The organism is Collinsella sp. TM05-37, assembly GCF_003436455.1.
In the GTDB taxonomy this organism is placed as follows: Bacteria; Actinomycetota; Coriobacteriia; order Coriobacteriales; family Coriobacteriaceae; genus Collinsella.
Map to the genome: position 1 here is coordinate 20835 of NZ_QSPN01000017.1, position 22257 is coordinate 43091.

A 22257-nucleotide genomic window follows, 5' to 3' on the forward strand; every position below is an offset into this window, starting at 1 on the left:
GGTGCCGCGAAAGAGGAGCGACGCGTACTTTATGTACGCGAGCGACGGTTTGAGCGGCAGATCGCCCGGCAGATGTCCGCGCAGCGTCGAGCGGTCCGGCGTTTGTTAAAACGCCGGAACAAAATTAGCCGTGATATTCGCCGTTGTATTGGATCAACGTTAGATCTTCCACGCCATCGAGCGCGCGGATGGCGTCGGCGTAGGGCATGTCCACACCGTCCGAGAAGACCTCGACGGCCATCTCGACCTTGTCACCGCGCATCGTCTTGGATTTGACGGTGAACTTGGTGCGTCCAAACGCGCGAACGATATCATCGCCGGTGGTCTGCCCCGTGTAGTGGATGACCATCATGTACACGCGCGCCTTGTCCTGGTGGCTCGCAAAGCCGGCGATCATCACCACGATCACCACTGCCGTGAGTCCTACGAGCGCATACATACCGGCGCCTGCAGTAATGCCTGTGGTAATGGCCCAAAACAGATACAACAGGTCGAGCGGATCCTTGACCGCCGTGCGGTAGCGGACAATAGACAGAGCACCGACCATACCGAGCGAGATGACCACATTCGTCGAGATCGCGAGCGTGACCATGCAGGTGAGCACGCACATGCCAACGAGCGTTACGGCAAAACTGCGCGAATACACCACGCCGGTAAAAAAGCGCTTGTACACGTAATAGATCAGGATGCCCATGGCGAGCGCCACGAGCAGTGACAGGCCAATCTTGGCAGGGTCGACCTGACCAAACGCCTCCAAGACGGAGTTCTTAAAAAAGTCCCTGGTGCTCATGGTCTAAATATCCCCTCGGTTCTCAAAATCCGATTCCCAGTAATTAAATCCGCGCAGGTAGGCGGTCTTTTCGTAACACAGGCAGTACTTGGAGACCGCCGTAAGCTCGGCCGCACCTGGCGGCACCATATCGCGCACCAGCTGCGGGCAAAACTCGGTAAACTTGACCTCCATCACCAGCTTGCCGGGCTCCAGCACGGGCAACGCGGGCAACGTCGCGTCAAAGATGTCAAAGCTCCCCACCGCCGCACGCACGTTGCTATCAAAGGTAATGCGCACGGTTCCCTCGTCCATCACCCACGGCTCGCGCTCGTAGTCCACGATGGTCCGCGGGCGCATCATATTGCAGATGCACTCGATGTAGAACTCACGGCAGAGTTGGTGCGGACTCCTCAGCAAAAAGTCGTAGTCGCCGGCCAGAATCTGCTCAAACTCCCCACGCGTGAGCGGCGCGTCCTCCTTGTAGATCCAGCTGCCGTACTTCTTTTTACGCTCGAGCTTAATCACCTTGTCGCTGCCGTTATAGATGCGCACGCGATACTTTTTGCGCATAAGGATACCGGCGTCTTTTTCCTCGTAGGCCGAGTTGCAGTAGTCGTCAAAGTACAGGCTGCGGATGGTGTAGCCGCCCGCCCGCGCATGCTTATCCAGCTTAAACACCGGCGCCATGCGACAGGCAAGCGAGGCGTGCTCGCCCTCGTTAATAAGATATTTGAGCTCGTGGCGGTAACGCTCCTGCGTGGTACGCGCGGGAGGTGCCGCCAGGCGCTCAAGCAGCGCGCTAGCCCTCCTCATACGTGTCCTCCACGACCTTACCGCCGTCTTGCACGTAAAAACACTTCATGCCGTAGTGCTTGCCGTCGTCGGTCACATAGTAGTCAAACGCATCTTGCGTATAGCCATCTGAGTTGGTGGCGCGCACGCGCACAAAATACTGGCCGGCATCGGGAGCATCGCAGGTCACCTCGGGAAGCAGCACGTCCTCGGCCTTAAAAAGCACGTCGCTTATGGCATAGTCGCGCGCCAGCTCCACGGTATAGCGGATGTCACGCGCCTTAAAGTCGTAGGATGCATCCCAGTTCATGCGCAGCTTACCGTTATCGATCTGCGGCACGCCAATGTAGAACGGCATGGGCTTGTTATAGCTCTCGCAAAAGCTCTTGTAGTTCTCCTCAATCTCGGAGGGAATCGCCGCGGCGATTTGCTCGTATTGGTCCTTGGTGACAGGCAGATTGTCGATATCGGGCGAAGCAAAGACCAGCGATTCGGTCACCTCGCGATAATGTTTAATCATCTTGGCCAGGCGTGCCTCGGTCATATACGAGCGCAGGTCCTTGACGGCGCGGTCGAGCTCACTGCGGAACGATTTGCTGCGCAGCGCACGATTGAATAGCACGTTGCCCCAATAGTTACTTACGCCGCGCTCCCAGCTCGCATAGTCCGAGAACCCGGCAAGAGAAAGCTCCAGCTTACGCAGCATTCCGTCGTTATCCCAATCTAAAAAGTACCAGGTATTTGAGTTGAGCGGGCTGTACAGATAACAGTTACGGTTCTGAGTATCGCAGTTGCCCGTCAGGATCTGAAACGCCAGCCAATAGACCAGGTTCTCGGTATCAAAGTAGGTATCGAGCACGTCGTCGATCTTTTGCGATTCATCGTTGAGCGCGTCGAGCATCTCGATGAGCTTGGTGTGGTCCGAGTCGCCTTTGATCTCGAGCATGCCCTCAAAATTAGCCTGGTTGTAGTCGGGGTCGTCGGCAAGTTTTATGGTGTCCTCGTAGCGGTGGAAATCGAAGCTGTTCACCTTGTACAGATGCCCGTTCTTATCCAGGCCATGTGCCTTGAGCGCCGTTTTGTTGAGTTGCTCCACCTGCGTAAACAGGCCATAGTCCTCAAAGGTGTCGTTGGATTTCTCGGTCTGGTCGCACACCCATAGATGCACAAACTGCGTGCGCAGGCCCATCATCTGGGGAATCCCGCGAATAAGGTCATAGGCCATCTTGTTGCGAAAGCGCATGCCCTCGCCCATGTGCTTGTTGAGCGCAATCGCACGTTGCTGGCGCCAGGCACCCTTGCCCTTTTTGAGCTCCACCTTGTAATTCTTTTGCGTGTTGGAACTCGACGTCTGACCGCGCACCTGCACGGTGGCATTGGGCGCTTCCTCGCCATAGCCCACTTCGCCGGCCACGGGACCCTTTTCGTCGCCCGCCTGCAGCAGGCCCATAACCTGATAACGCGTCACGCCCATGTCGGCGTAGTCGTAGACCGAGTACGTGTTGATCTCGGCCCAGCTGTGGTCGGTGTTCTCGGAGCTGTTGCCGCGCGAGACCGTCAGGTACATGGTCACAATGCCCGAGTCGTCGTAAACCTCGTACAGCTCGTCCTTATCGCGGAGGTGCTTGGCTTCGCCCGAGGCCTCGGCCTTTTTGATCTTGCCCTGCTTTTTGGGCTTTTTGGTCGAGGATTCGTCCTGAGACGAGCAGCCCGAAAGTAGCAGCGCACCGGCAGCCGCTTCAAGCAGACGGCGACGAGACATCATCCTATCGGTCATCAGAACCTCCCCAATGGTTGCGATACACGCGGACCACCGTGCGCTCAAACGTGCCATGCGGCTCGCCGTTATGGCGAAGCTCCTCATAGCGCTGCTCGGCACGGTCGAGCAAGCGACCCAGCTGCGTAAAGCGACCCGTTTTGTCGGTCGCCACGATGGGCTGCTGGCTCAGGATACGATACGGCAAGTTGGCGGTATAGGTATCGAGCCGCAGCAGCGCCACAACAAAAAACACCGCCGCGCCCAACAAAAAGCCAAAGCCGTAAAACTGCTGCGGCAACAACAGCGACACGAGGGTCGCCAGCCCGGCCACGCCGGAAAACAGGCCCGAGGCCAGCACGGCCCCCTTGTAGTCGGTAAAGTACAGCAAGATGAGCATCACCGTATTGCCCACGGCATACAGTCCGTAGCCCACGCATAACGTGCGAAAATACCCGTGCATAAGGTTATTAAAGCCCAGCGGCAGGGCCGAGAGCACCGTGGTCTCGAGCGAAATGACCGCCGCGGTCACAAACAGCTGCTTGAGCGCACAAAAACGCAGTTCGCGGTTGAGCGTGGAGAGCATCTCCTCCTCGGCCACCACAATGTCGCCCACCACGCCGCCGTCGTTAAACAGGCTGTAGTAGTCGCGGTAGCGCGGATAGAAGTTGACCTCGACCGAGACCACAAAGTTGACGGTCGTGACTAGAATGGTCAAAAACGCGATAAGCGCCGGCACGTCGTGATAGGGCGCACCGTAAAACAAGCCCTTGACCTGCACGCCGATGGGCCCGGCCCAAATGATCACCAGATGTGCGAAGAGCCCCAGGTTGGTAAACAGGCCCGTGAGCGCCAACGGCAGAAACTGATCGAGCCACTGCAAAAAGAGCCAGGGGCTGCGATCGCTCTGCGGAAAATATCGGTACAGCAGCACCACGTCCCAGGCAAGCATCACGCCGTAGCCCAGAGCGATGGACGCCAGCAGGCCCTCGACCGGCGGCAGACCCAGCGCAAGAGCGGCCAGGGCGCACAGGCACGCCATGCCAATGGCAGCCGCAAAGCTGCACAGGATCCCTCGATAGTCCTTGATGGCCGTGAGATAGCTCATGCCGTTCCAGTTGACGATCATAATGTTGAACAGCCACAGGCACAGCAGCCCCTGCAGCAGTGTGGCGCCCGAGAACAGCAAAAAGATGCCGTAGAGCACCGTGCCCGCAACGAGCATGATGGCGTTGGAGCCCCAAAACGAGGGCAAGATCTCTTCCTCGCGCTCGGCAAAAAGCATGTCGGCCAAAAAGCGCGTGACGGGCATGGAAAAGAAGCTCGTAAGCGTGAGTGAGGCCAGCAGCGTATAGGTCACCATGCATACCAGCAGATCCTGGTTGGCGCGCCCGACGCCCCACAGGCCGCACAGCACCAAGATGCCCACTTGGAGTAGCACGCCCAGCAGCATGGGGCCCGTGCACACAATGCCGGCGTAGCCATAGGCGCGCATCGTGGCAAACAGGCCCTTGCGCCTAAACAGGCGCTTGAGCTCAAAACCGATTCCGGCCACCGGCTACTCCCCCTCTCTGGGCAGGTCGAACGCACGCGCCGTCTCGTCGTACAGTGCGCGATAGTTGGCGAGCATCTGCTCGTGCAAAAAGTACGTGGCAACACGGCGCTGGCCGCGCTCCCCCATCTCGATACGGCGGGCGCGACTCGCGCACATGCGCTCCATGGCGTCGGCCAAGCCCTTGCGATACATGGGCGGGCTCACAAAGCCCGCCACGCCAAAATCGTCGCCCGGGGCGCCTTCCAGCAGCTCACGGCAGCAGCCCACCTCGGTCGTCACGCAGGGACGACGCGCGGCGAGCGACTCCAGCACACTGAGCGGCTGGCCCTCGGAGATACTCGTCAAAATGGTAAAGTCGAGCTTTTCCATGTACTCGACCACGTTGACGCGCCCGGTAAAGATCAGATCGCGCACGCCCAGGGTATCGACCAGCGCGTGGCACTCGGCACCGTACTCCTCGTCGTCCACGCCGCCCATGATGTGCAGACGCACCTTGGGAAGGCGCTCGTGCAGCTCAAAGAAGGCATAGATCATGGTCTTGACGTCCTTGATGGGCGCCAGGCGCACCACCGCGCCAATGTCCACCCAGCCGTCATCGGGCTTTAAGGGAATGTCCTTAAAGCGGTCGAACTGGATGCCGTTGGGGATGACCAGGCATTTACCTGCATCGCAGCCCATATCGATCTGCGTCTTGCGGGCGTTATGAAACAAGCTCGTCACGCGAAAGGAGCGGCGGTAGATCTCCTCCGAAAGCAGGTAGAAAAAGCGAATCCAGCGGTCCTTAAACGACGGCACCACCCAGTCGGCGCGAATGATCTCTTCCTCGCGCTCGCGAGTATAAATGCCATGCTCGGTCAGCAGCACCGGCGCATGGTGAACGATTGAGCCCAGGCAGGCGAGCAGGCCACCGTAGCCGGTCGAGATGGCGTGGTACACATCGGCCACCGGCACCTCGCTGCCCAGAAGGTAGAGCACGGGCAGCAGCATGGAGCGCATGGTGTGGAATGCATCGGCAAAGGGCGTGTATGGGTACTCGGCCAGGCACACGTCGCGAAAGATATCCATAAAGGCGCGACTCTGCAAAAACGAGAGCGGATGCACGCGACGGCGCTGGAAGATATCGAACAACACGTCCCAGTCCGGATTGGAGAGCGATACCAGGCGGCGCAGCGCCTCGCGCTCGTGAGCGTTAAAGTCGGCCTCTTCTTGCTCGCCCGAAAGCCGCAGGGCGTCGTCCAGAAACACCTCGTGTACCTCGACCACGTTGCCGGGCAGCTCGTAGACAAACTTGCCGCGGTCGGCAGCATGCGCGCCGATCACCCACAGCACAAACTCGTGCTCGGGCATGGCCTGTATGTAGCCGTGCATCCAGGTGGACACGCCGCCGTGCACATAGGGGTAGCAACCCTCGAGTACCAAGCAGATTCTCATTTGTCGCCACCCTCCTTGCGTGCAATGGTCACCGTCTTGTCCGTGGCTTTGACCAGGTACAGGTCGCCCGTCAGATGCGTAATCTCGCCACCCGTGACTGCACCCGGGTCGCCGTTGTTGGCGCGAAACATGAGCCACGCCTCGTCGTGGAAATTGCCCAGGCTGAGCGTCCAGGCATCCGCACTTGTATCCACGCTCACCGTCACGGACGAAAAGCGCTGGATGGCGCCCGAGCATTCCGAACCGGTCTGGCGCCGCAGGTCGGGCGCAGACTTGGTAAGCCACTCCAGGTAGTTGGTCAGACCGCCCTTGTAGACATCCCAGCCCTCCTTGGCTCCGCGACCGGGATCCAGTAGGTCGTCCGGGTGCATAAAGTGCGTGCTCACGTAGTGCATGTTGAGCTCGGACACGGCTGCCAGGCGCATATAGGAATCGTCGACCATGCCGCCCGAGACAATACGAGGCTGCTCCACAATGCCATCGCTCGCCACGCCAAACTCCTGTACGTACGGCAGGTCGGTGCCATCCTCAAAATACGTACTGGCGATGGTCTTAATGCGCGGAACGTCGGTGCCGATAAGCTTGCGCGCACGGGCCGAAAGGATATTCGACGGTGGCACATAGACCGAGCCGTGCGCGTTGGGCAGTACCTCGTCCTGGAAGGCTATAAGCTCGTTGAGCGATGCGACGAGCGCCTCCTTGTTCTTCCACGTCTTGTAGTCGTACAGTGTGCCATAGTCGGTATCCCAGAGCGCCAGCGGCTGATGGTTGTAGCCGTGGAAACCCAGCTCTCCGCCCATCTGCAGCAGCATGCCGCCAAAGTAGCGGAACTGCGTGGTATCGGCCTGGCGCGCGGGCTCGGTCTGGTTGACCGCGTCCTCGTAGTTTTCGATCATCACGCCGGTAAAGCGAACGCCATATTTTTGCGCGAGCTTTTGAAGATCGGGCCACCAGACCTTGGCATAAAAGTCGGCGATAGAAAGCCCGTAGTCGCGCTTGATATAGGTGCCGTCGCCCGAGGGCACGGGGCTGGGAAAGTCGTCCAGATAGAAGACGGCGCTGTTGATGACGGGGTAGGCCGTGGCATCGCCCAGCAGGCTGATCGCCGCGGCGTAAAAACCGCGCATGACCTTGTCATAGATACCGATATTGCACACCACGGTGCGACCGCTACCGCAGTCATTCGACCAAATGAGCGGGGCGCCCGCATCGCCGGTCTTAGCCCACACACGAGCCGTCTCGCGCAGCGAAACCGAAAGCGACGAATCAAAGGGGTCCGAGAGCTCGTAGCGCTCTCCCCCGCCCAGCATAAAGTCCTCGCTCGGCACAATGCTCTCGGCTTTTACATAGTCATATCCGGCAGATTCAATGCCAAGCTTAGGAGCAATCACTTGCAGATAGCCCGAGTTATCCGGCGGCATGGCGAGCATAAGCGAACCGCCGGCACTCACCCAACTTATAATGTCGCTCAGGTGCGTACCGAGCCCATCGAGCGACGGCATGAGCAAAATCACGCGATCGTAGGAGGTCAGCGAGGGAATGGCATCCGCGCCGTCCAGGGCAAGGTCCACGTCGCGGTGCGCGATCTTCATGTCGAGCAGAATCTGGTCGAACTGCTCCTTTACGTCCTCGACGCCAGCTTGATCGGAATCGGTAATGACCAGGCACGTGGGCTTTTGGCCAAATATTGCCGAGGAAGCCGGCACCGCATCGTTGGCGGCCAGCATCCCCAGCTTATGCTGGCCCGCACTGTACTGTACGCCGGCGCGCTCCACCAGCAGCACGGCCGCCATGGCAATAAAGACCGCCCACACCACAAGCAGCCCCATCCAGCGAAAATGGCCCGCACGGTCGCGGATATGCTGTACCACGCTCATCGGGCCTCCTCTCCGTTGCGCCAAAACGCCAGTTCCTCGCGGTTGGCGGCGCTCAAGTATACATGCTGTTTGTCAATCGCATCGATCACGCGGTGGACCTCGTCACCGTCGCGGCGCATCACCGCGAGGCGCAGACAAAGCATCCAAACCTCCTGCTCCTCGGGCACATCGAGCACCAGCTGGTCGGTCACGGCCTGCGCCTCGTCGATCTGTCCGACATCGGCCAGCGCCGTCGCGTATCGAATGCGAAGCTCAAGGGTGTCCTCGCGCTCGCAGCGACGCGCAAGCAAACGCGCGTACTGTTGGCGCTGAATCTGAGCCACGCGCCCCTCGGCCAAGCCCGAGTCCAAGTATTCACCAAGAAAATCGCAATATTCGTTGAGGTTTTGCGCGCTCGGGTCTGTCTTAAAGGCACGCTCCAGCTGCTGCAGTTTAAGGTCGGACTCCTTGGAGATCTGCGCCACCGCCGTCGCGGCATAGTGCGCCACCTCAACGTCGTCGTTAAGCTTAGCCGCCTGCAGCTGCGGCAGGTACGCGTCGGGCTCCTCGGTGAGCATGGAGAGCATGAGGCGGCGCCGGTATGCCGGGTCGTTGACGATGAGCGCCTCCTCGAGCGGCACTACGCCTGCATCATCCTCACCACTCGGTACCGGCATACTGCGATGCAGGTCGTCGTTGAAGCGCAGCGACTCCAGCGCAGACTCTTTCAGTCCCTCGCCAAACACCGCGCTGCGGACCGATAGCAGAGCCACCAGCAATGGGCCCCACAGCGGCACCAGCACTATCACAGGCAGCATGTGCCCGCGCACCGGCAGCAGGCCCAGCTTCATGAGCGTCCACAGCACCAGGCAAACCAGCGCATGAATCAGCAGCAAGACGGCAGCAACGACAAGCGAGATCAAGCGGCACCCCCCCCCCTCACCGTCACCGGTGTAAGAGATGTGCTGCAACAGCGCCACGATGTCCTCGCCGTCGACGGGCTCCACCGCAATCTGCTTTGCGCTCAGGCGCTCGCGGATAATGGGCAGATCGCACGCCTTTGCCTGACGCATAAGCAGGTAGAGCACGTCGCCGTCGACCAAGCCCGCCGCATCGTTCTCGCGGATAGCCGAACCAATCGCGCCCACCAGCTCGCCGACAGGCTCCATGCCCGGCACCACGCGCAGGAGCAAAAAGCTCCCCATCTTGCTATCTGCCAACGCCTGCTCCGCCGCGAGCTCTTGGCCAAAGGCCGCCTGCTTGAGCACGCAAGTGCCGTCAACGCAGCGCTTATCCTGCGCCACCGCCTCATAGTCAAAGGCGCGCCCCAGCGCGCTTTCGACCAAGCCGCACAAGATGCGGAACAGGTTTTGGTAATAGAGCGTCATTTGATTCTGAGCCGCACGACGCACAGAGATCAACACGGCGGGTGCCCCGTCGCGCTCGATCGAGTATCCAAACATGGGCAGCCCCGGCGTCAATTCGCGATTCACCCACAGGTTCGAACGACCCCCGCCGCCCAAAAGGGGCGCAAGCTGCTCAAGCGAAAACGAGCGCGTGGCGTCTTCGGCAATCACGGGACTCGCCGCCACCAGACGTGCAAACGCCCCGCCCGAAACGTGGTAGATCGCCACCGAATCGTTTTCCAGAATCTCACCCATGAGCTCGCAGCACTTGCGATAGATGTCGCGCGGATTGAGCACGTCGAGCTCTTGCGTCACGGCAAAGATCTTGCCAAAGCTATCCTGACGCCCCACAATCTGGCGCTTGTGTGTGCGCTTGTCCTCGATGGCATCGTGGTAGAGCTGCGTAAGAAACGTATTGCGGTTGCGCACGAGCTCGTTTTGATCACGCTCCGCCCTAATGGCCTCGCTGTTACGCAGCTGCACATAGCCGCACACGGCACCCACCACAAAGTACGCGATAAACGGCAGCCAGTTGGACGGCTCATAGAACAGGCCCTGGAAGGTATAGCCGTACTGAGTAAAGTAGCTCGCGGCCAAACCCACCGACGCCAGCAGCGCCGCAACCAGGCCAAAGTCCAAGCCATACAATGTGCCGATCAGCACAACGTAGAGCAGGCGATAATCGAGCACGTTGAGCTGGGCAGATTGGGAGAACAGATGCTCCAGTACCTCGAAGAAAACCCAAGCAACGCCCGTCTCCAGGCATTTGATGGGCAGCGAGCGCATCTGGATACGGTCGATGGCGGCACGCAGCGGATTGACCTTTTTGATGCGTCCAGCGCCCCAGCGAGCTTGAATGGTCGAAAGATCGCGCAGCAAGTCGTAACGCTGAAACCAGCCATAGCGCACGCGAACGACGTCGCTGGCGGGCAGAGCATAGCCGGCAGAATCGCCATAGGCAACGTCAAGCCCTGGGAACAGCGCCTTGAGGGCCTCGCCCACCTCACCTGACGTGTGATGGAAGGCATCGGCAACGTCGAGCGTCTCAAAGTTACCATCCCAGCTGTCGAAGATACGGCGTACCAGCACCGCAAGCTCCTCGGCACACAGCAGGGGAAACGCCGCAGCTTGCGCGCCCTGCAGAGCGACCGATCCGGTTGAGCACGCGTCGAACAGCGGCACCAAAAACGGGTCCTCCAGCGCGGCAGACGCGGTATACAGGAACGGCACGCGCAGGATCTTGGTTTGAACGCCCTCGCGAGCAGCGTAGTAGCGGCACAGGTCGTTGGCTGCGTGCGCGATAATGCCTTTGCCCGTTTGTTCTGCGGCATCGGTGGCATCCTCAGCGCCCGCGGGCCCGGCTACAAACAGCAGCTGAACCCGGCGCCCCATGCACGCACGAAAGACCGAACGCAGAAGCTCGATATCGCCCACGGTATCGGTATGCGGGGTAAGGTAATTAGACAGGTAGACCACGCGGTCGAACTCGTAGGCCTGATCCAGGTGCTGGAGGAGCTCTTTCCACGAGGCATGGGGCGACGACTCATCGCGGCGCGCTTCCTGCGCGGCTACGACATTAACGTGGTCCTCGGGGAATGCCTTGGCGCAAAAGTCATCGTCAACATATGCGGTGTTGCCAACAACCAGCACCTCCATGGCGTTCCCCCTTTCATCAGATTTCAATCATGCAAAACATGCGTATTGTACGCTGCCAACGCGAGCTGGAACGCCTTTAAGGCTGTCTTAAGAACTTTTTTAGAGGATGTGGGAACTTCGAGAGTGTTAAATGAGCGCCCAATCCGGAAGTGCGGCGAAAATCCGAGATCGGCAGACCAAGCCCGGTTTTAGACAGCAGCGACCTGCGGTTTTGTTGGCAAAAATCGGTTTGTGCTCAGAGGTTTCCGATTTTCCCCGCACTTCTCCTACGCACTGGACTTGCAATAGCACAGTACAATCCGTCAATCGCCCTAACCGGAAAGCCAATCCACAGACTCGACTAGCCAACCAGATACGGCCCGATTACATCGAAAATTTCGCCCACCTTAGTTGCAGGGTTTTGCGCAGATGGCATAACGTTGCCCAGCCCCCTATGGTATGTAACGAGGCGCCCAACACGCTGCAATGCCTCGCCTCGTTTGCCGTCCACCACCTCGAACAGCCCGTCCAAGTTCTTGCGGTACTCGATGCCCAGGTCTCTCGACATCTCCTGCGCGAGGGCATGCTGGCAGTCGGACGCGGACATATGCGCGGTCGTGTAGCGAAAGTGCAGAAGAGGCCACAGCTCGAAGCAGGGGTTCGACCACAACGCATGGAAGGTCCTCGAACCATCGGAGAGCTCGTCGCATTTGCGCTCCATCGCGTCAAAGTCGGACGCAGGAAAGTCATCCTTGTCATACACGAGCCACACATGGTCGAATGTCTCGGGCGCATAGCGGCAGTGTTCGACGGCAAAGTCAAGTAGGTCAAGTGTGTGTTTGCCGGTCCCCTTAACGACAATGGCAACCTTACGCTCGTTCGCCGCACCCAACGCCGCACGCACACCCTCAAAGTAGCGAGGCTCGGTCTCCTTGCCCTCGCTCACTACAAGATGACGCGTCATCTGAACCATGCGCGAGCGGCCCTCTCGTTTGCCGCTACGCCAGCCCTTCGACTTCTTCGCCACCATGCTAATCCCACTCCTCGATGCGGGTGAGATACGGATCGGCGCCGTAGCGACCGGACAGGTATTGCTTGTCGAAAGCCGCGTTCTTGCTTACCAGATTACCGTTTGCCTCGTGGATGTCGGCGAGAGACCACAGTTGGCTCGCCTCCCCCTCGCCGCGCGCAGCGAACCATATCTCGTCACGGCGGAACACATCGTTTCGCATGGTTGACACATCCTGGGACGAGAAGATGAGCTGCGCGCCACTCTTGTTGACCCCAGGATCCTTAAACAGCAGAATCACATAGCGAAGAAGCTTCGGGTGCAGTTTGGCGTCGAGCTCGTCTACCACAACGGTGCCACCACGCTCAAGCGCTGTCATCAGATACGCAGCCAACCCCATGAGCTTCTGGGTTCCGGCAGATTCCTCGGATAAACGCAGCTCGTACGCCTTGCCGCCCACCTCGTGCCTCACGAAGACGCGCTGGCCGCGCCACTCCGGCGCCCTCTCCACTCTGAAGCCATCAATACGTACATCAACGGCGCGCAAAAAACGCGTGACCTCGGGTGAGTCATCCTCATCGAGCAATTGTTCGAGCATCTGCTCCAGATAGGAGCTGTTATAGTTCAGGAACACCCCGTCAAGAAACCAGCTGGCAGCCTCCTTGACCACCGGCGCGTCAAAGTTGATGCAGAGAAACGACAGGTACGGCAGCCTCGGGTTGAATCTCGCAGCCGTCACGAGCTTACGCAGCGTGGGACCGAGCTCAACCTCTGCGCCCTCACGCTCGAACAGCATCGCCGTGCGTGACGCTCCCAATTTTCGCCGCCATAGGCCTTCGGACACGATCTCGTCCGCATGCACGGACAGGGCATAGCGGTACTCGTGCTCACCCGCGCGATAGTAGAGCTCGAATTCGGTGGGCTCAGCAGCCGACACTTCATCGAACTCAAACGCAGAGCAACGTGGTATCGAAGGACGGTTACCCTCTGGCGCATCAGTGCTGGCAGACAGCAATCTGATCGGCCTGGCCACCGCCGAGCGAACGTAATCAAGCGCCTCGAGCAGATTAGACTTGCCGCCAGCGTTAGGCCCGTACACCGCAGCCACCGGAAGAAAACTCTGCCCGTCAGGGAACTCTATGAGGGAGCACTCGAACTCCCTCATCGATGTTGCCTGCATAGAAAGCTCGGTCTCGTCGCGATAGGATCTATAGTTCCTGAAGGTGAACTGACAAAGCATCGTTCTCAAAATTCCTTTCATTGTTTTGAAAAGATATTTCAGAGTTTTTATTTGATTATAGACTTTAAGAAACATCAATCAAGTGTTTACCACTCCCAAGACAACAGGTATAGGGCGCCGAACACGGAAGTGCGGTAAAAATGAGTCCATCGTCGAAGCGGACACGGCCGGCGTGCCAGACTTTAAACGCATAAAAAAGGGCAACACCCTCTAACTGAAAGCGTCGCCCTTAAAGCCCCAAAGAGCTTTTGTACTATGACTACGTACTATACACCTCAATAAGGTGAAGCATCATACCCAGTTCGCCCGCCACGAAAGCATCAATGCCCACAAGCTAGAGGATGATCGAATCAACCGCATACCAGGTTCTTCAACGTCGAGACGCATTGCTTTAGATCGGACGCTACGCCAACTTTCACGACATTACCCAATCCGGCACGCGGGTTTGAGGAGACGCTCTTATATTTGCACTAAGAACCTGAGCACATGACGAGGCTCGGGATACATCAACCAACGAGAGGACTCGCCATGCCAATAGACGGAATCATCTACCTACTGAAGTTCGCTCCCCAAGAGGCGTACATCGACGACCTGATGAACGGGCGCCTCTATATGAACGCCGCCGGCTACTATCACGGTCTGCCCGGAGAGCAGGGCGATCCGCTAGAAGCGTCTCTGGCATGCGGCATGGGCATCTACGCCCATTGGCTCTTGCCGATCTACTGCATGTACACGGTGTGGGAGAGCGACATCGTTGACAACGCTGTCGTAATTACCAAGCGAATGGTCGAGGAGTTCAGGTGTTCCGACGGCTGGATCGGCATCGTGCGGTATGACCGCTTTGAGCGGCTGCTAAATAGGAAGTTTGATTCGGGAGATGGCGTATCCCTGCACGGCCCCGTCTTTTACGGCGCCCCTAGTCCAAGCGTAACTGCCGAGGCATTCCAAGGCATCCCGGACAACCTTGTTATCAAAACACCCAAATTTGCATACCAACGGGAGTATCGAATCGTCGGATCGCAACCGGTCAAGTGGCGCCTTAAGCCCGACAAGAACAACCCTGACTACAAAATCGAAGAGTATGGACATGCGGAACTGGACTTAGGCGGCAGCCTTATGGACTTTTCCTGGAAGGTGCCGGTATCGAGCCTCACGGAGGTTAAAGGCGGCCTCATGCTTAAACTGCCGTTAGCTAAATAACAAGTCGACGAGCAAGCAATCGACCACTCGAAAAGCCACAATGGAACCCTACTCAATACCGCAAGGAACTAATGGAACTGGGGCACGGCGCAATCTCCGCCGCCCTCCGCAGACGACTCAAGCTCAAGCGAGAAAATACTCACGTTACATCGCCACGCGAACTCACAACTCTTGAGTCACTGCTTAATCGAACTTGACGGGAATGGAGCGGGTTCGCCTAATTGCTAGTCGGCAACTACACTCAATCATTCACTTGAATCGAACTCACGCCCCGTTCGCAATCATCACGAGAATCTCTCTCGCCTGATGAAGGCAGCTGCAGTGGCTTGTCAACATGAAAGCCCGGAGAAGAGCAGAGCGCGGTATCGATAACATATAACGGATCGCTCGAGCCGATTTCGATCCCCCGACTCGAGAACTTCAATCGCTGCGGGGCGGGCAGATAGCGAGGGGCCTCATCCGCATTGTGTTCATACTCATACCGATATAAACAGGAAAGGAGAACGAACAATCCTGAAAGCGCCTGGAGCACATTGCCAAGATTGGCTTCGGCATAGCTATCTAAGCGATGGTGTTTGACATTGTTATACGAGATCCACCATTCAGGATTCATGGTGGATTCGGTCCCATCATCTGCCCACCAAGATGACCAGGGGTTAATAACGATCTCGCTGGCATCAATAACAACCCAGCTAAAACGAAACTGTTGCGAGAAGCGAGCGTGAACCATCTCACGCGCTCCGGAAATGTTTTTAACCACACCCCAATTGACGCTCTCGTAACGCCCAACAAGGTGGTTAAGATCTTTAAAGGCGACGTCGATCTCGGAACAAATCGAGAGATAGGCTTTGACGAGCTCGGCGCCATAGGTGCCATAGTTCGCTTCGGTTGGCTCGATGTAATGCAATATACGAATGACATCTTCCTCGAGCAAAATGAAGTAATCCCAGTGTATTTGACTCATTGAAAGCGCCATCTAAACCATCCAATCAATCAGCATAACCAGTAAGCCCATTTTACGGTCTAGGCATTGTTAAACATTAAAAGGGTAAAACCTACGGATGGAAGCCAGATAAGAAGAGACCTACCGATCCTATTTACGGAAAGAATAAGACCGAAACACAATCTAAGACCACAGAAAGAAGGCGGCCACCATGAAACGAGTCGATGAGGAGCCCACGCCGAAAGCGATTGACAACGCCCTCAGCCAGGATCCGCTTCACCGCAAGAGAGAAATTGAGGACTTTCTAAAGATGCTCATTACAGTTGAGCCTCCGTATACCTTTGTTATTGACGCGCCTTGGGGATCTGGTAAGACATTCTTTGTAAAACAAGTAGCTAGAGTCCTGCAAATGGCAAATCCGACTCTCAACCACGATTTCGAGACACTTAACGCGACACTAGGAGAAACCGCAACAGAACTCCCCGCGACACCATGCCTCCCCATTTATTTCAACGCATGGGAAGACGACCATTTCGACAATCCGATCTTGCCTATATTGGCCTCTATCGCTAACGCCGTAGACGAACAGAGCGTCAAGGGAGGAAAGGATTTCGGCAAGGGAGTCATTAGCGTCATAGAAACCGCCGCCTCCATTATTGGATACGGCGTTGACATTAATGGCATCATTGAAAATTTCAGCGGCACCGATTTTCTCGAACAGTACAAAGCGGAAAAGAGCTTAGGAGCAAAATTGGCGAGCTCATAAAGAGCCATCTGCCCAAGGTAGCCAAACGAGCCATCATCTTTATCGACGAGCTTGACCGCTGCCGCCCCGAATTCGCTATAAAGGTGCTCGAGCAGACCAAAACCCTGTTTCAACAAGAAAGCATTGTTGTGGTTTATTCGACCAGCATCACGCAGCTTGCACATTCCCTCCAAGGCGTATATGGCCCAAGATTTGAAGGGAGAAAATACCTCGAGCGCTTCTACGACAAGCGCCTAGAGCTAAATCCGATAAAGCCGGCTGACTACCTTCTGTATAAAGGCATCAATACAATGGATGGATATACCTTCATGGATATAACCGTCGATTTGCTCAGCTACAAACATGCCTCACTAAGAGCCTGCAACAGGCTTATCGACTCTATAACAAGTCTGTCCGGATACATTACTAACCACTGGGAGCACTTTGGGGATGGAAGGGTTCAGCATTTCCAAGACCAGGGCCTGCTTCCTGTAATAAATATTCTTGCTTACTATGACCCGCTCGCCTGGCACGAAATGAAAACCAGCACTGACTTCGGGGCTGTCTACGAACTTGCGAAACACAGCAATCGCTTCATCCAATATCTTGATGAAGTGATTGAATCGGTATGGGGAGCCAATAAGGATGAACTTCCCTATAAGCAGGATATTGAAAATAGACGCAAGCGTATTGTAGAAGATCTATGCGCGTTGATATACGGCAACGATGACAGGGACCCACGGGTCAAAGAACTGGGCAATTGTGAACTTACCAGAATGTCTTTCAATCAGCAGCTATATCAGCGCCTGACGCCACCATCGTAGGGCGGCGGCGATCCGTCCAGTGGCCTTATGCACAGCTCCATGACGCCCGCATCCGGGCTCGAGGCAATGGCACTCGACCACTTCATCCGAGAAGAAGCAACCATCACGGACAAAGACGCACACGACACGACCCGCGCCAACATGAGCAAAAACAACACGCGGCAGCACCGCAGAGCCGAACGTTAGCAAGAAAAAGGCAACGAGGGCCCATGACGGCCACGGCGCCTAGGCGCAATGCTGCGGTACCACTTCGCAATATTCAACAGTGGCTAATTAAACAAACACCGCATCCTACCAAGACGCCAGTGCCCAAGCCGTTCTAGTCAAAGAGCAGCTTGGGCACACTCCATGAGACCATAGTAAGGGCCGCAACCGGACCTCGCGTCAGAAGCAGACACGCTCCATCCCACCGGCAATCACCCCTCCCCGTCCATGACCGTCCAGCTCACAGGCTCAATGCCCGGAAGAGACGTTAGGCAAGAGGGGCAGGCAACCTGATAGTTCCCGTAATTTGTTCTGCGCTGCATCGAAGCGGAGACGTATACCGCTTTGCGGGCGCGAGTGACGCCGACGTACAGCAGGCCTATTTCCTCAATAAGCCCATCTGGCATTTTCTTCGCATCAGCAATCTGGCAACCTCGCGCAGAACGTAAGCATATACCAGCATTTTCGCAACGAGAGCAAATCCCTCCAGGCCAATCGAAACGCGTAACGCCCGGAATGAAAACGGTGTCCCACTCGAGCCCCTTAGCGGAGTGAGCGGTCATCATGGAGATGCCCACATCAAGGTAATCGGAGAAACGTCGCAGGGAGCCCTCGGAAAAGATACTAACTATATAGTCGAAGCGCTCCGAAGGTCCCATCGCGACGCAGTCATTTTTAAGGTGTTTCCGCAGCGCTCCTAGAAGCATGGCATAGGACCGCCCATACTCGAACCTCTTGGAGCCAGTCAGCAGTTCATCAGAGATGGAGTCGATTATTTTGTCCGCAGCAGACCGGCTGACGCCCTTTTCTCCAGACACTGCATCAGTAATCCTGGATAAAGCAAACGCATTGAATTCGATGAACCCCCGACTTGTATCCGAGAAGAGTCCGTTGAAGTAAGAGATACCTTCTTTAGCAAGCTCTTCCATAATGAGATCGGCAAGGGCACCACGCTTACGAACAAGAATCGCAATCCTCCCGCCACTGCTTTGAGCGAGCGCCGTAACCTTGGAAACGATGGCAGTCGCTTCGTCTTGCTGAGTAGAGCCAACAAATATGGGAAGTCGGGGCGTACCGCCGGCAATGGTGCCCTTCATGTTGGAGCGAATCGCAGCACCGAGCTCTCCGACGATAGATCTCCCAGAAAACCTATGGTTATGCTCGAGTTCCAACGGCGTTAGACGCAGGTCGGTAGTGGCCTTTGCCTTTAAGCCTTCCATTGCACCAATAAAACCATAAACACGCTGAATGGGGTCGCCGAACATGCAGATCCCCGACTCATCAGAAATCAGACCCCTTAGGAAGACATAGCACAACGCATTCGTGTCCTGCGCCTCGTCGACAAGCACGACAGGATATGCTGCCGACAGATAGGACCTTAACTTGGGAAAATGAGCGAGCAATTCAATTGCAAGGGAAATCATTGCAGAGTATGGCAAGAGACCGTTCGATGCAAACCTTTCCTTGATGATCCTATTAAAGGAAAACATCACACGCCTCAAGTCCATTTCCTGACCGTTTCTCATGAAGCGGAGGAAGTCGTCAACGGCATTCTTTTCATCCCAGGTCAGCCTGCCACCTCGCGAAACCAGCTCGCTAACGGCGCTGTTGTCATCAACCATAGAGAGCTCGCCAACGTTCACTGGGAGCGAGAGCGATTTCCAGTATCTGCGTAGCAGAGCCCAAGCAAAGCCGTGGAAGTTGGTCGCCATGACGCTGTCCTCAAAACGCTTGGCCACGGGACCAGGAAGTGCCGACATAGTGATGCCCAAATTCATACGCATCCTCCGCGCGGCGGCAACGCTAAAGGTCAGGGCCAAAATCCTTTTTGGCGGATGGACTTCGCCAGATGCCAGCAGCCAGCAAGCCCGCCCAGTCATCACCGTGGTCTTCCCGTAGCCTGCCGGCGCCTCCACGAACACCCTCTTTGATGGCGAGAAAATCGCGGAGCACTGTGACGCATCCCCACCACAGCGCGCCTCAATCTCGGCTCTAACACTATCCCGCAGGTCAGTCTGACTCATCAGCATTCGAGCCCCACGGCCTTGCGAATAATACTTTTGTAACATGTGGGAACGCCATTAGCACCAAGAGCCTCCGCGAGGGCGACGCCAGACACGACGCCCTTGTTCGATGAAAGCCATGCATACATAAGCGCACGTGATTTGGGCGTGTCTGCGAATAACCCGTCAAACTCCGATCCCCGGAAATCGTATTCAGGGTCCCGCAAGTTAACGCCGTAGACAGCACAGGCGCTTTTCAAAGCTTTACTATTCCCCTTGATGCAAGTTGCCCTCTGAAGAGGATCAATCGACTCAAGAAGCGCAATAAACGCACCCTGGTTATCGCTAGCGAAGAACGAGTCAACGACCTCACCTTCGAAATCCCGTTCGGTTGTCGTTATATGGTCTTCAGAAGTTTCTTGCAGCTCATCCTCATCTCTGTCGACAATTGAATAATTTGGGATCTCGAACTTGCCCAGAAGTTCACAGAGTGGTTTAACGTTCTTTTTCCCGCCGGCCCTGATAGGCACAACTCCATAATCATCCAGATCCATCCCAAGGTTGCGAGCGAACACCGGAATGGCTCCAGACTCTGTCTGCCCCTCAAAAGCCAAAACCGACCGCGCGAAAAAGGCCTCTCGTATCGACTCAAAGTTCAGCATAAGATGCTTTTCAACCTTGTCGGACAGGTCAATATCCCTACCGCATATGACCTTCGGCGAATTTTCGCCCTGCCCGAATCGCACAATGTTCTTATAGCCGCGAGCCAGAATGTTAGGCGAATGCGTCACCATGATCAGCTGAGCTTTGATTGAATCAATTCCGAAATAGTCCTTTAGAAGAGCATTGAATCTATCATCCTTCCCTTCGCAAATCCTATGCAAGCTCTTCGAGAGACGCCTCTGCATATACGGGTGAAGGTGGGCTTCGGGTTCGTCATAAGCCAGAACGGCATGCAGCACGCGTCTGTCATCATCATCTGAGCAAAGGCTCTCTTGAAGGCGTTTAGGCGAAAGACGCATAATGCTCTCGATTATCGAGAGCGAGGCAATAGCGAGGTACTGCAAGCCTACCCCTGCCTTTTTAAAATGAACGCCCCTCTTGTCAAGCAAGGTAACCAAACTTCCAAGCGTTCCGCCATCCGATGAATCGACGCCAGGCCTCACACCATATGATGACAGGATCGGAACGTCGCCGACGATTTCGCCGAGATCTGCAACCAGACCTTCGAGCTCGCTCCCATCCAGAAAATCGGAGACCTCTTTACCCTCCTTATCTAGATAAAGAGCGATACCTTTGGAGAGAACTTTACCGACACCTCGGGTACCATCAAACGCCAGGTCTCCCCTATTAAAGGATGCAGTCGAGTACCTGAACATGTGAACGGATCGCATCAGAGAGGGTGGAATACTTTCTCCGCTCCCTTCGGCCTTAAATTCAATTCGAGAATCCGGGTCGTCAGCAAAAGCGCAGATGGTAATAGTGTTTCCGGTCGTAGGATCGATGTCGAGCCTCGTTATTCCGATCTCGTCCTCGTCCAACTTTAAAGTTACTAGAGCCCCTGCGCGCTTTTCAATGTCAGCGAAATCCTCTTCGCTAATCGTCGCTTGATTGAAAATTGTATTGAGCAAGTCAAGCACATTCGTTTTGCCGAGGTTGTTCTCGCCGACAATATAGCTCACGTCCTCGTCAAAACTAATCGACACTCCATCGAGATTCCGATAGTTCTCAATCCTCAGTTTAGAGATCCTCATGCGTCCTCCCGACCTTTATGGTTTTATGGCTTCCAACAATCTAACACGCCTCGTGTTGTACTGAACTTGAGGCACAGCCACTTCGAGAGGCTTGTAAATCATAAGAGTAGTCCTAAGAAGGTTGTTTACATGCACCAAGCCGTCTCCTAAGACTCCCCCTCCCCAACATTCCCCAGAAAGTTCGCTGATGTTGACTGGGGTTCCCGTAAAATAAACCCCAACAAAATATGTGCGGAGTGCTGGCCTGGAGCTGCCTTCGGACCCTATTGGCTGCTCACCGAGAGGCTCCGCTATGAAACGATCCCTTTACTACCTGCTCTGCGCGATCGCGTGCACGTCCATGGTCGGCGCGACGTTGCCTATGGCAGCCATCGCAGAAGCTATGCAGCCTCAAGAAACCGCCGGGCAGCAGGCGCAAGCCGACGCAACGAGCAGCGACGCAGGCAAGGCCGAAGACGGCACCAACACAAGCACGACAGCAGATACCGTAGAGGACAGCACCGCAACATCCACCGGCACCAGCGCCGTCAACACGGAAAGCGCCGACGGCACCGCCGCCGCAACCGGCACCCCCGCCCCATCCCTCCGAGCCCAAGCCAACCCCACGCCTGAGGCCATCTCCACCACGTCACAAACCACCTACGCCCACTCCGCCACGGCAAGCCAAAACGGCGTCACCTTCACCGTATCGTGGAACGACGCCCCCGCGGGCACCGCGACGACCTTCCACGTAACCCAAACCAACGGCTCGTCCCAGGCCAAGGCGCGCATGGACGTGCCCACCTATTGGGACGGCGGCAGCCAGGAAAGCGTCTGCGACCCGTCGCGCCAGGCATGGGCCAGCTACTACAGCCTTCGGGTCCGCGCTCGCGATCGGGCCCAAAGAATCCACGTGGGACCACAATTCACTTGCATGGAGCTAGCGAAGGTGCCTATCCCAAATCAGAAATGGTAAAACCAGCAGCAGTGCGATGCAGAGGGGCGCGGCCAGCAGGGTGGCCACGCCCGAGTTGATGCGCTCGCGAATTTCTTGGGAGCTCAAGAGATGAGCTCGTTCACGCGCTTTTGCACAGACGCATAGAGGCTTCCGAGCTTCTTTGAATAGCAGGGGCGCGCCGGCGTTTGCCGGCGC

At 56.6% G+C, this 22257-nt stretch carries 16 protein-coding genes; 4 read left to right on the forward strand and 12 right to left on the reverse strand.

What is annotated here, in order from left to right:
• Nucleotides 1-124: 124 nt before the first annotated feature.
• The 9 genes from DXD48_RS08400 to DXD48_RS08440 all read right to left on the reverse strand — a co-directional run bounded on the left by DXD48_RS08400 (nucleotide 125) and on the right by DXD48_RS08440 (nucleotide 13452).
• Nucleotides 125-790 (reverse strand): DUF4956 domain-containing protein, encoded by a 666-nt coding sequence (locus tag DXD48_RS08400; protein WP_089571688.1) that lies wholly within the window; start codon nucleotides 788-790, stop codon nucleotides 125-127.
• A gap of 3 nt (nucleotides 791-793) precedes the next feature.
• Entirely contained in the window at nucleotides 794-1585 is a 792-nt protein-coding gene (locus DXD48_RS08405) for a polyphosphate polymerase domain-containing protein (RefSeq protein ID WP_117564820.1), read from the reverse strand.
• Nucleotides 1572-3341 (reverse strand): CotH kinase family protein, encoded by a 1770-nt coding sequence (locus DXD48_RS08410; protein WP_117564821.1) that lies wholly within the window; start codon nucleotides 3339-3341, stop codon nucleotides 1572-1574. Before DXD48_RS08410 ends, DXD48_RS08405 begins: the two co-directional genes overlap by 14 nt.
• A complete protein-coding gene (gene pelG, locus DXD48_RS08415; RefSeq protein WP_117564822.1) occupies nucleotides 3331-4875 on the reverse strand; it encodes an exopolysaccharide Pel transporter PelG in 1545 nt (514 codons plus the stop codon). The genes DXD48_RS08410 and pelG overlap by 11 nt, the downstream gene beginning before the upstream one ends.
• 3 nt (nucleotides 4876-4878) lie before the next feature.
• A complete protein-coding gene (gene pelF, locus DXD48_RS08420; RefSeq protein ID WP_117564823.1) occupies nucleotides 4879-6306 on the reverse strand; it encodes a GT4 family glycosyltransferase PelF in 1428 nt (475 codons plus the stop codon).
• Entirely contained in the window at nucleotides 6303-8183 is a 1881-nt protein-coding gene (locus DXD48_RS08425) for a DUF2194 domain-containing protein (RefSeq protein WP_117564824.1), read from the reverse strand. Before DXD48_RS08425 ends, pelF begins: the two co-directional genes overlap by 4 nt.
• Entirely contained in the window at nucleotides 8180-11224 is a 3045-nt protein-coding gene (locus tag DXD48_RS08430; protein WP_117564825.1) for a DUF4118 domain-containing protein, read from the reverse strand. Before DXD48_RS08430 ends, DXD48_RS08425 begins: the two co-directional genes overlap by 4 nt.
• 340 nt (nucleotides 11225-11564) lie before the next feature.
• A complete protein-coding gene (locus DXD48_RS08435) occupies nucleotides 11565-12233 on the reverse strand; it encodes an RloB family protein (RefSeq protein WP_117564826.1) in 669 nt (222 codons plus the stop codon).
• A gap of 1 nt (nucleotide 12234) precedes the next feature.
• A complete protein-coding gene (locus tag DXD48_RS08440) occupies nucleotides 12235-13452 on the reverse strand; it encodes an ATP/GTP-binding protein (RefSeq protein WP_158548969.1) in 1218 nt (405 codons plus the stop codon).
• Nucleotides 13453-13980: 528 nt separating this feature from the next.
• On the opposite strand from DXD48_RS08440, the gene DXD48_RS08445 reads away from it, so the two are divergent.
• Nucleotides 13981-14652, forward strand: coding sequence for a hypothetical protein (locus DXD48_RS08445; RefSeq protein ID WP_117564828.1), 672 nt, complete (start codon nucleotides 13981-13983; stop codon nucleotides 14650-14652).
• A gap of 241 nt (nucleotides 14653-14893) precedes the next feature.
• Here DXD48_RS08445 and DXD48_RS08450 read toward each other — a convergent pair whose 3' ends face one another.
• Nucleotides 14894-15628 (reverse strand): hypothetical protein, encoded by a 735-nt coding sequence (locus DXD48_RS08450; protein ID WP_117646607.1) that lies wholly within the window; start codon nucleotides 15626-15628, stop codon nucleotides 14894-14896.
• 178 nt (nucleotides 15629-15806) lie between these two features.
• Here DXD48_RS08450 and DXD48_RS08455 point away from each other — a divergent pair, with 178 nt between their 5' ends.
• Together DXD48_RS08455 and DXD48_RS08460 are read left to right on the forward strand one after the other, a co-directional pair.
• Nucleotides 15807-16361 carry a P-loop NTPase fold protein gene (locus tag DXD48_RS08455; protein ID WP_117564830.1) on the forward strand — a complete coding sequence of 185 codons (555 nt, stop codon included), beginning with the start codon at nucleotides 15807-15809 and terminating at the stop codon, nucleotides 16359-16361.
• A 32-nt stretch (nucleotides 16362-16393) separates the two neighbouring features.
• Complete coding sequence (locus DXD48_RS08460; RefSeq protein WP_370446259.1) at nucleotides 16394-17164, forward strand: P-loop NTPase fold protein; 771 nt, start codon at nucleotides 16394-16396, stop codon at nucleotides 17162-17164.
• Nucleotides 17165-17580: 416 nt separating this feature from the next.
• Here DXD48_RS08460 and DXD48_RS08465 read toward each other — a convergent pair whose 3' ends face one another.
• Complete coding sequence (locus DXD48_RS08465) at nucleotides 17581-19392, reverse strand: UvrD-helicase domain-containing protein (protein WP_158548970.1); 1812 nt, start codon at nucleotides 19390-19392, stop codon at nucleotides 17581-17583.
• The gene (locus DXD48_RS08470) at nucleotides 19392-21125 is read right to left on the reverse strand and encodes an ATP-dependent endonuclease (protein ID WP_117564833.1); all 1734 of its coding nucleotides are present in this window, start codon (nucleotides 21123-21125) and stop codon (nucleotides 19392-19394) included. Before DXD48_RS08470 ends, DXD48_RS08465 begins: the two co-directional genes overlap by 1 nt.
• A gap of 292 nt (nucleotides 21126-21417) precedes the next feature.
• On the opposite strand from DXD48_RS08470, the gene DXD48_RS10330 reads away from it, so the two are divergent.
• The gene (locus DXD48_RS10330) at nucleotides 21418-22080 is read left to right on the forward strand and encodes a hypothetical protein (RefSeq protein WP_117564834.1); all 663 of its coding nucleotides are present in this window, start codon (nucleotides 21418-21420) and stop codon (nucleotides 22078-22080) included.
• Nucleotides 22081-22257 lie beyond the last annotated feature (177 nt).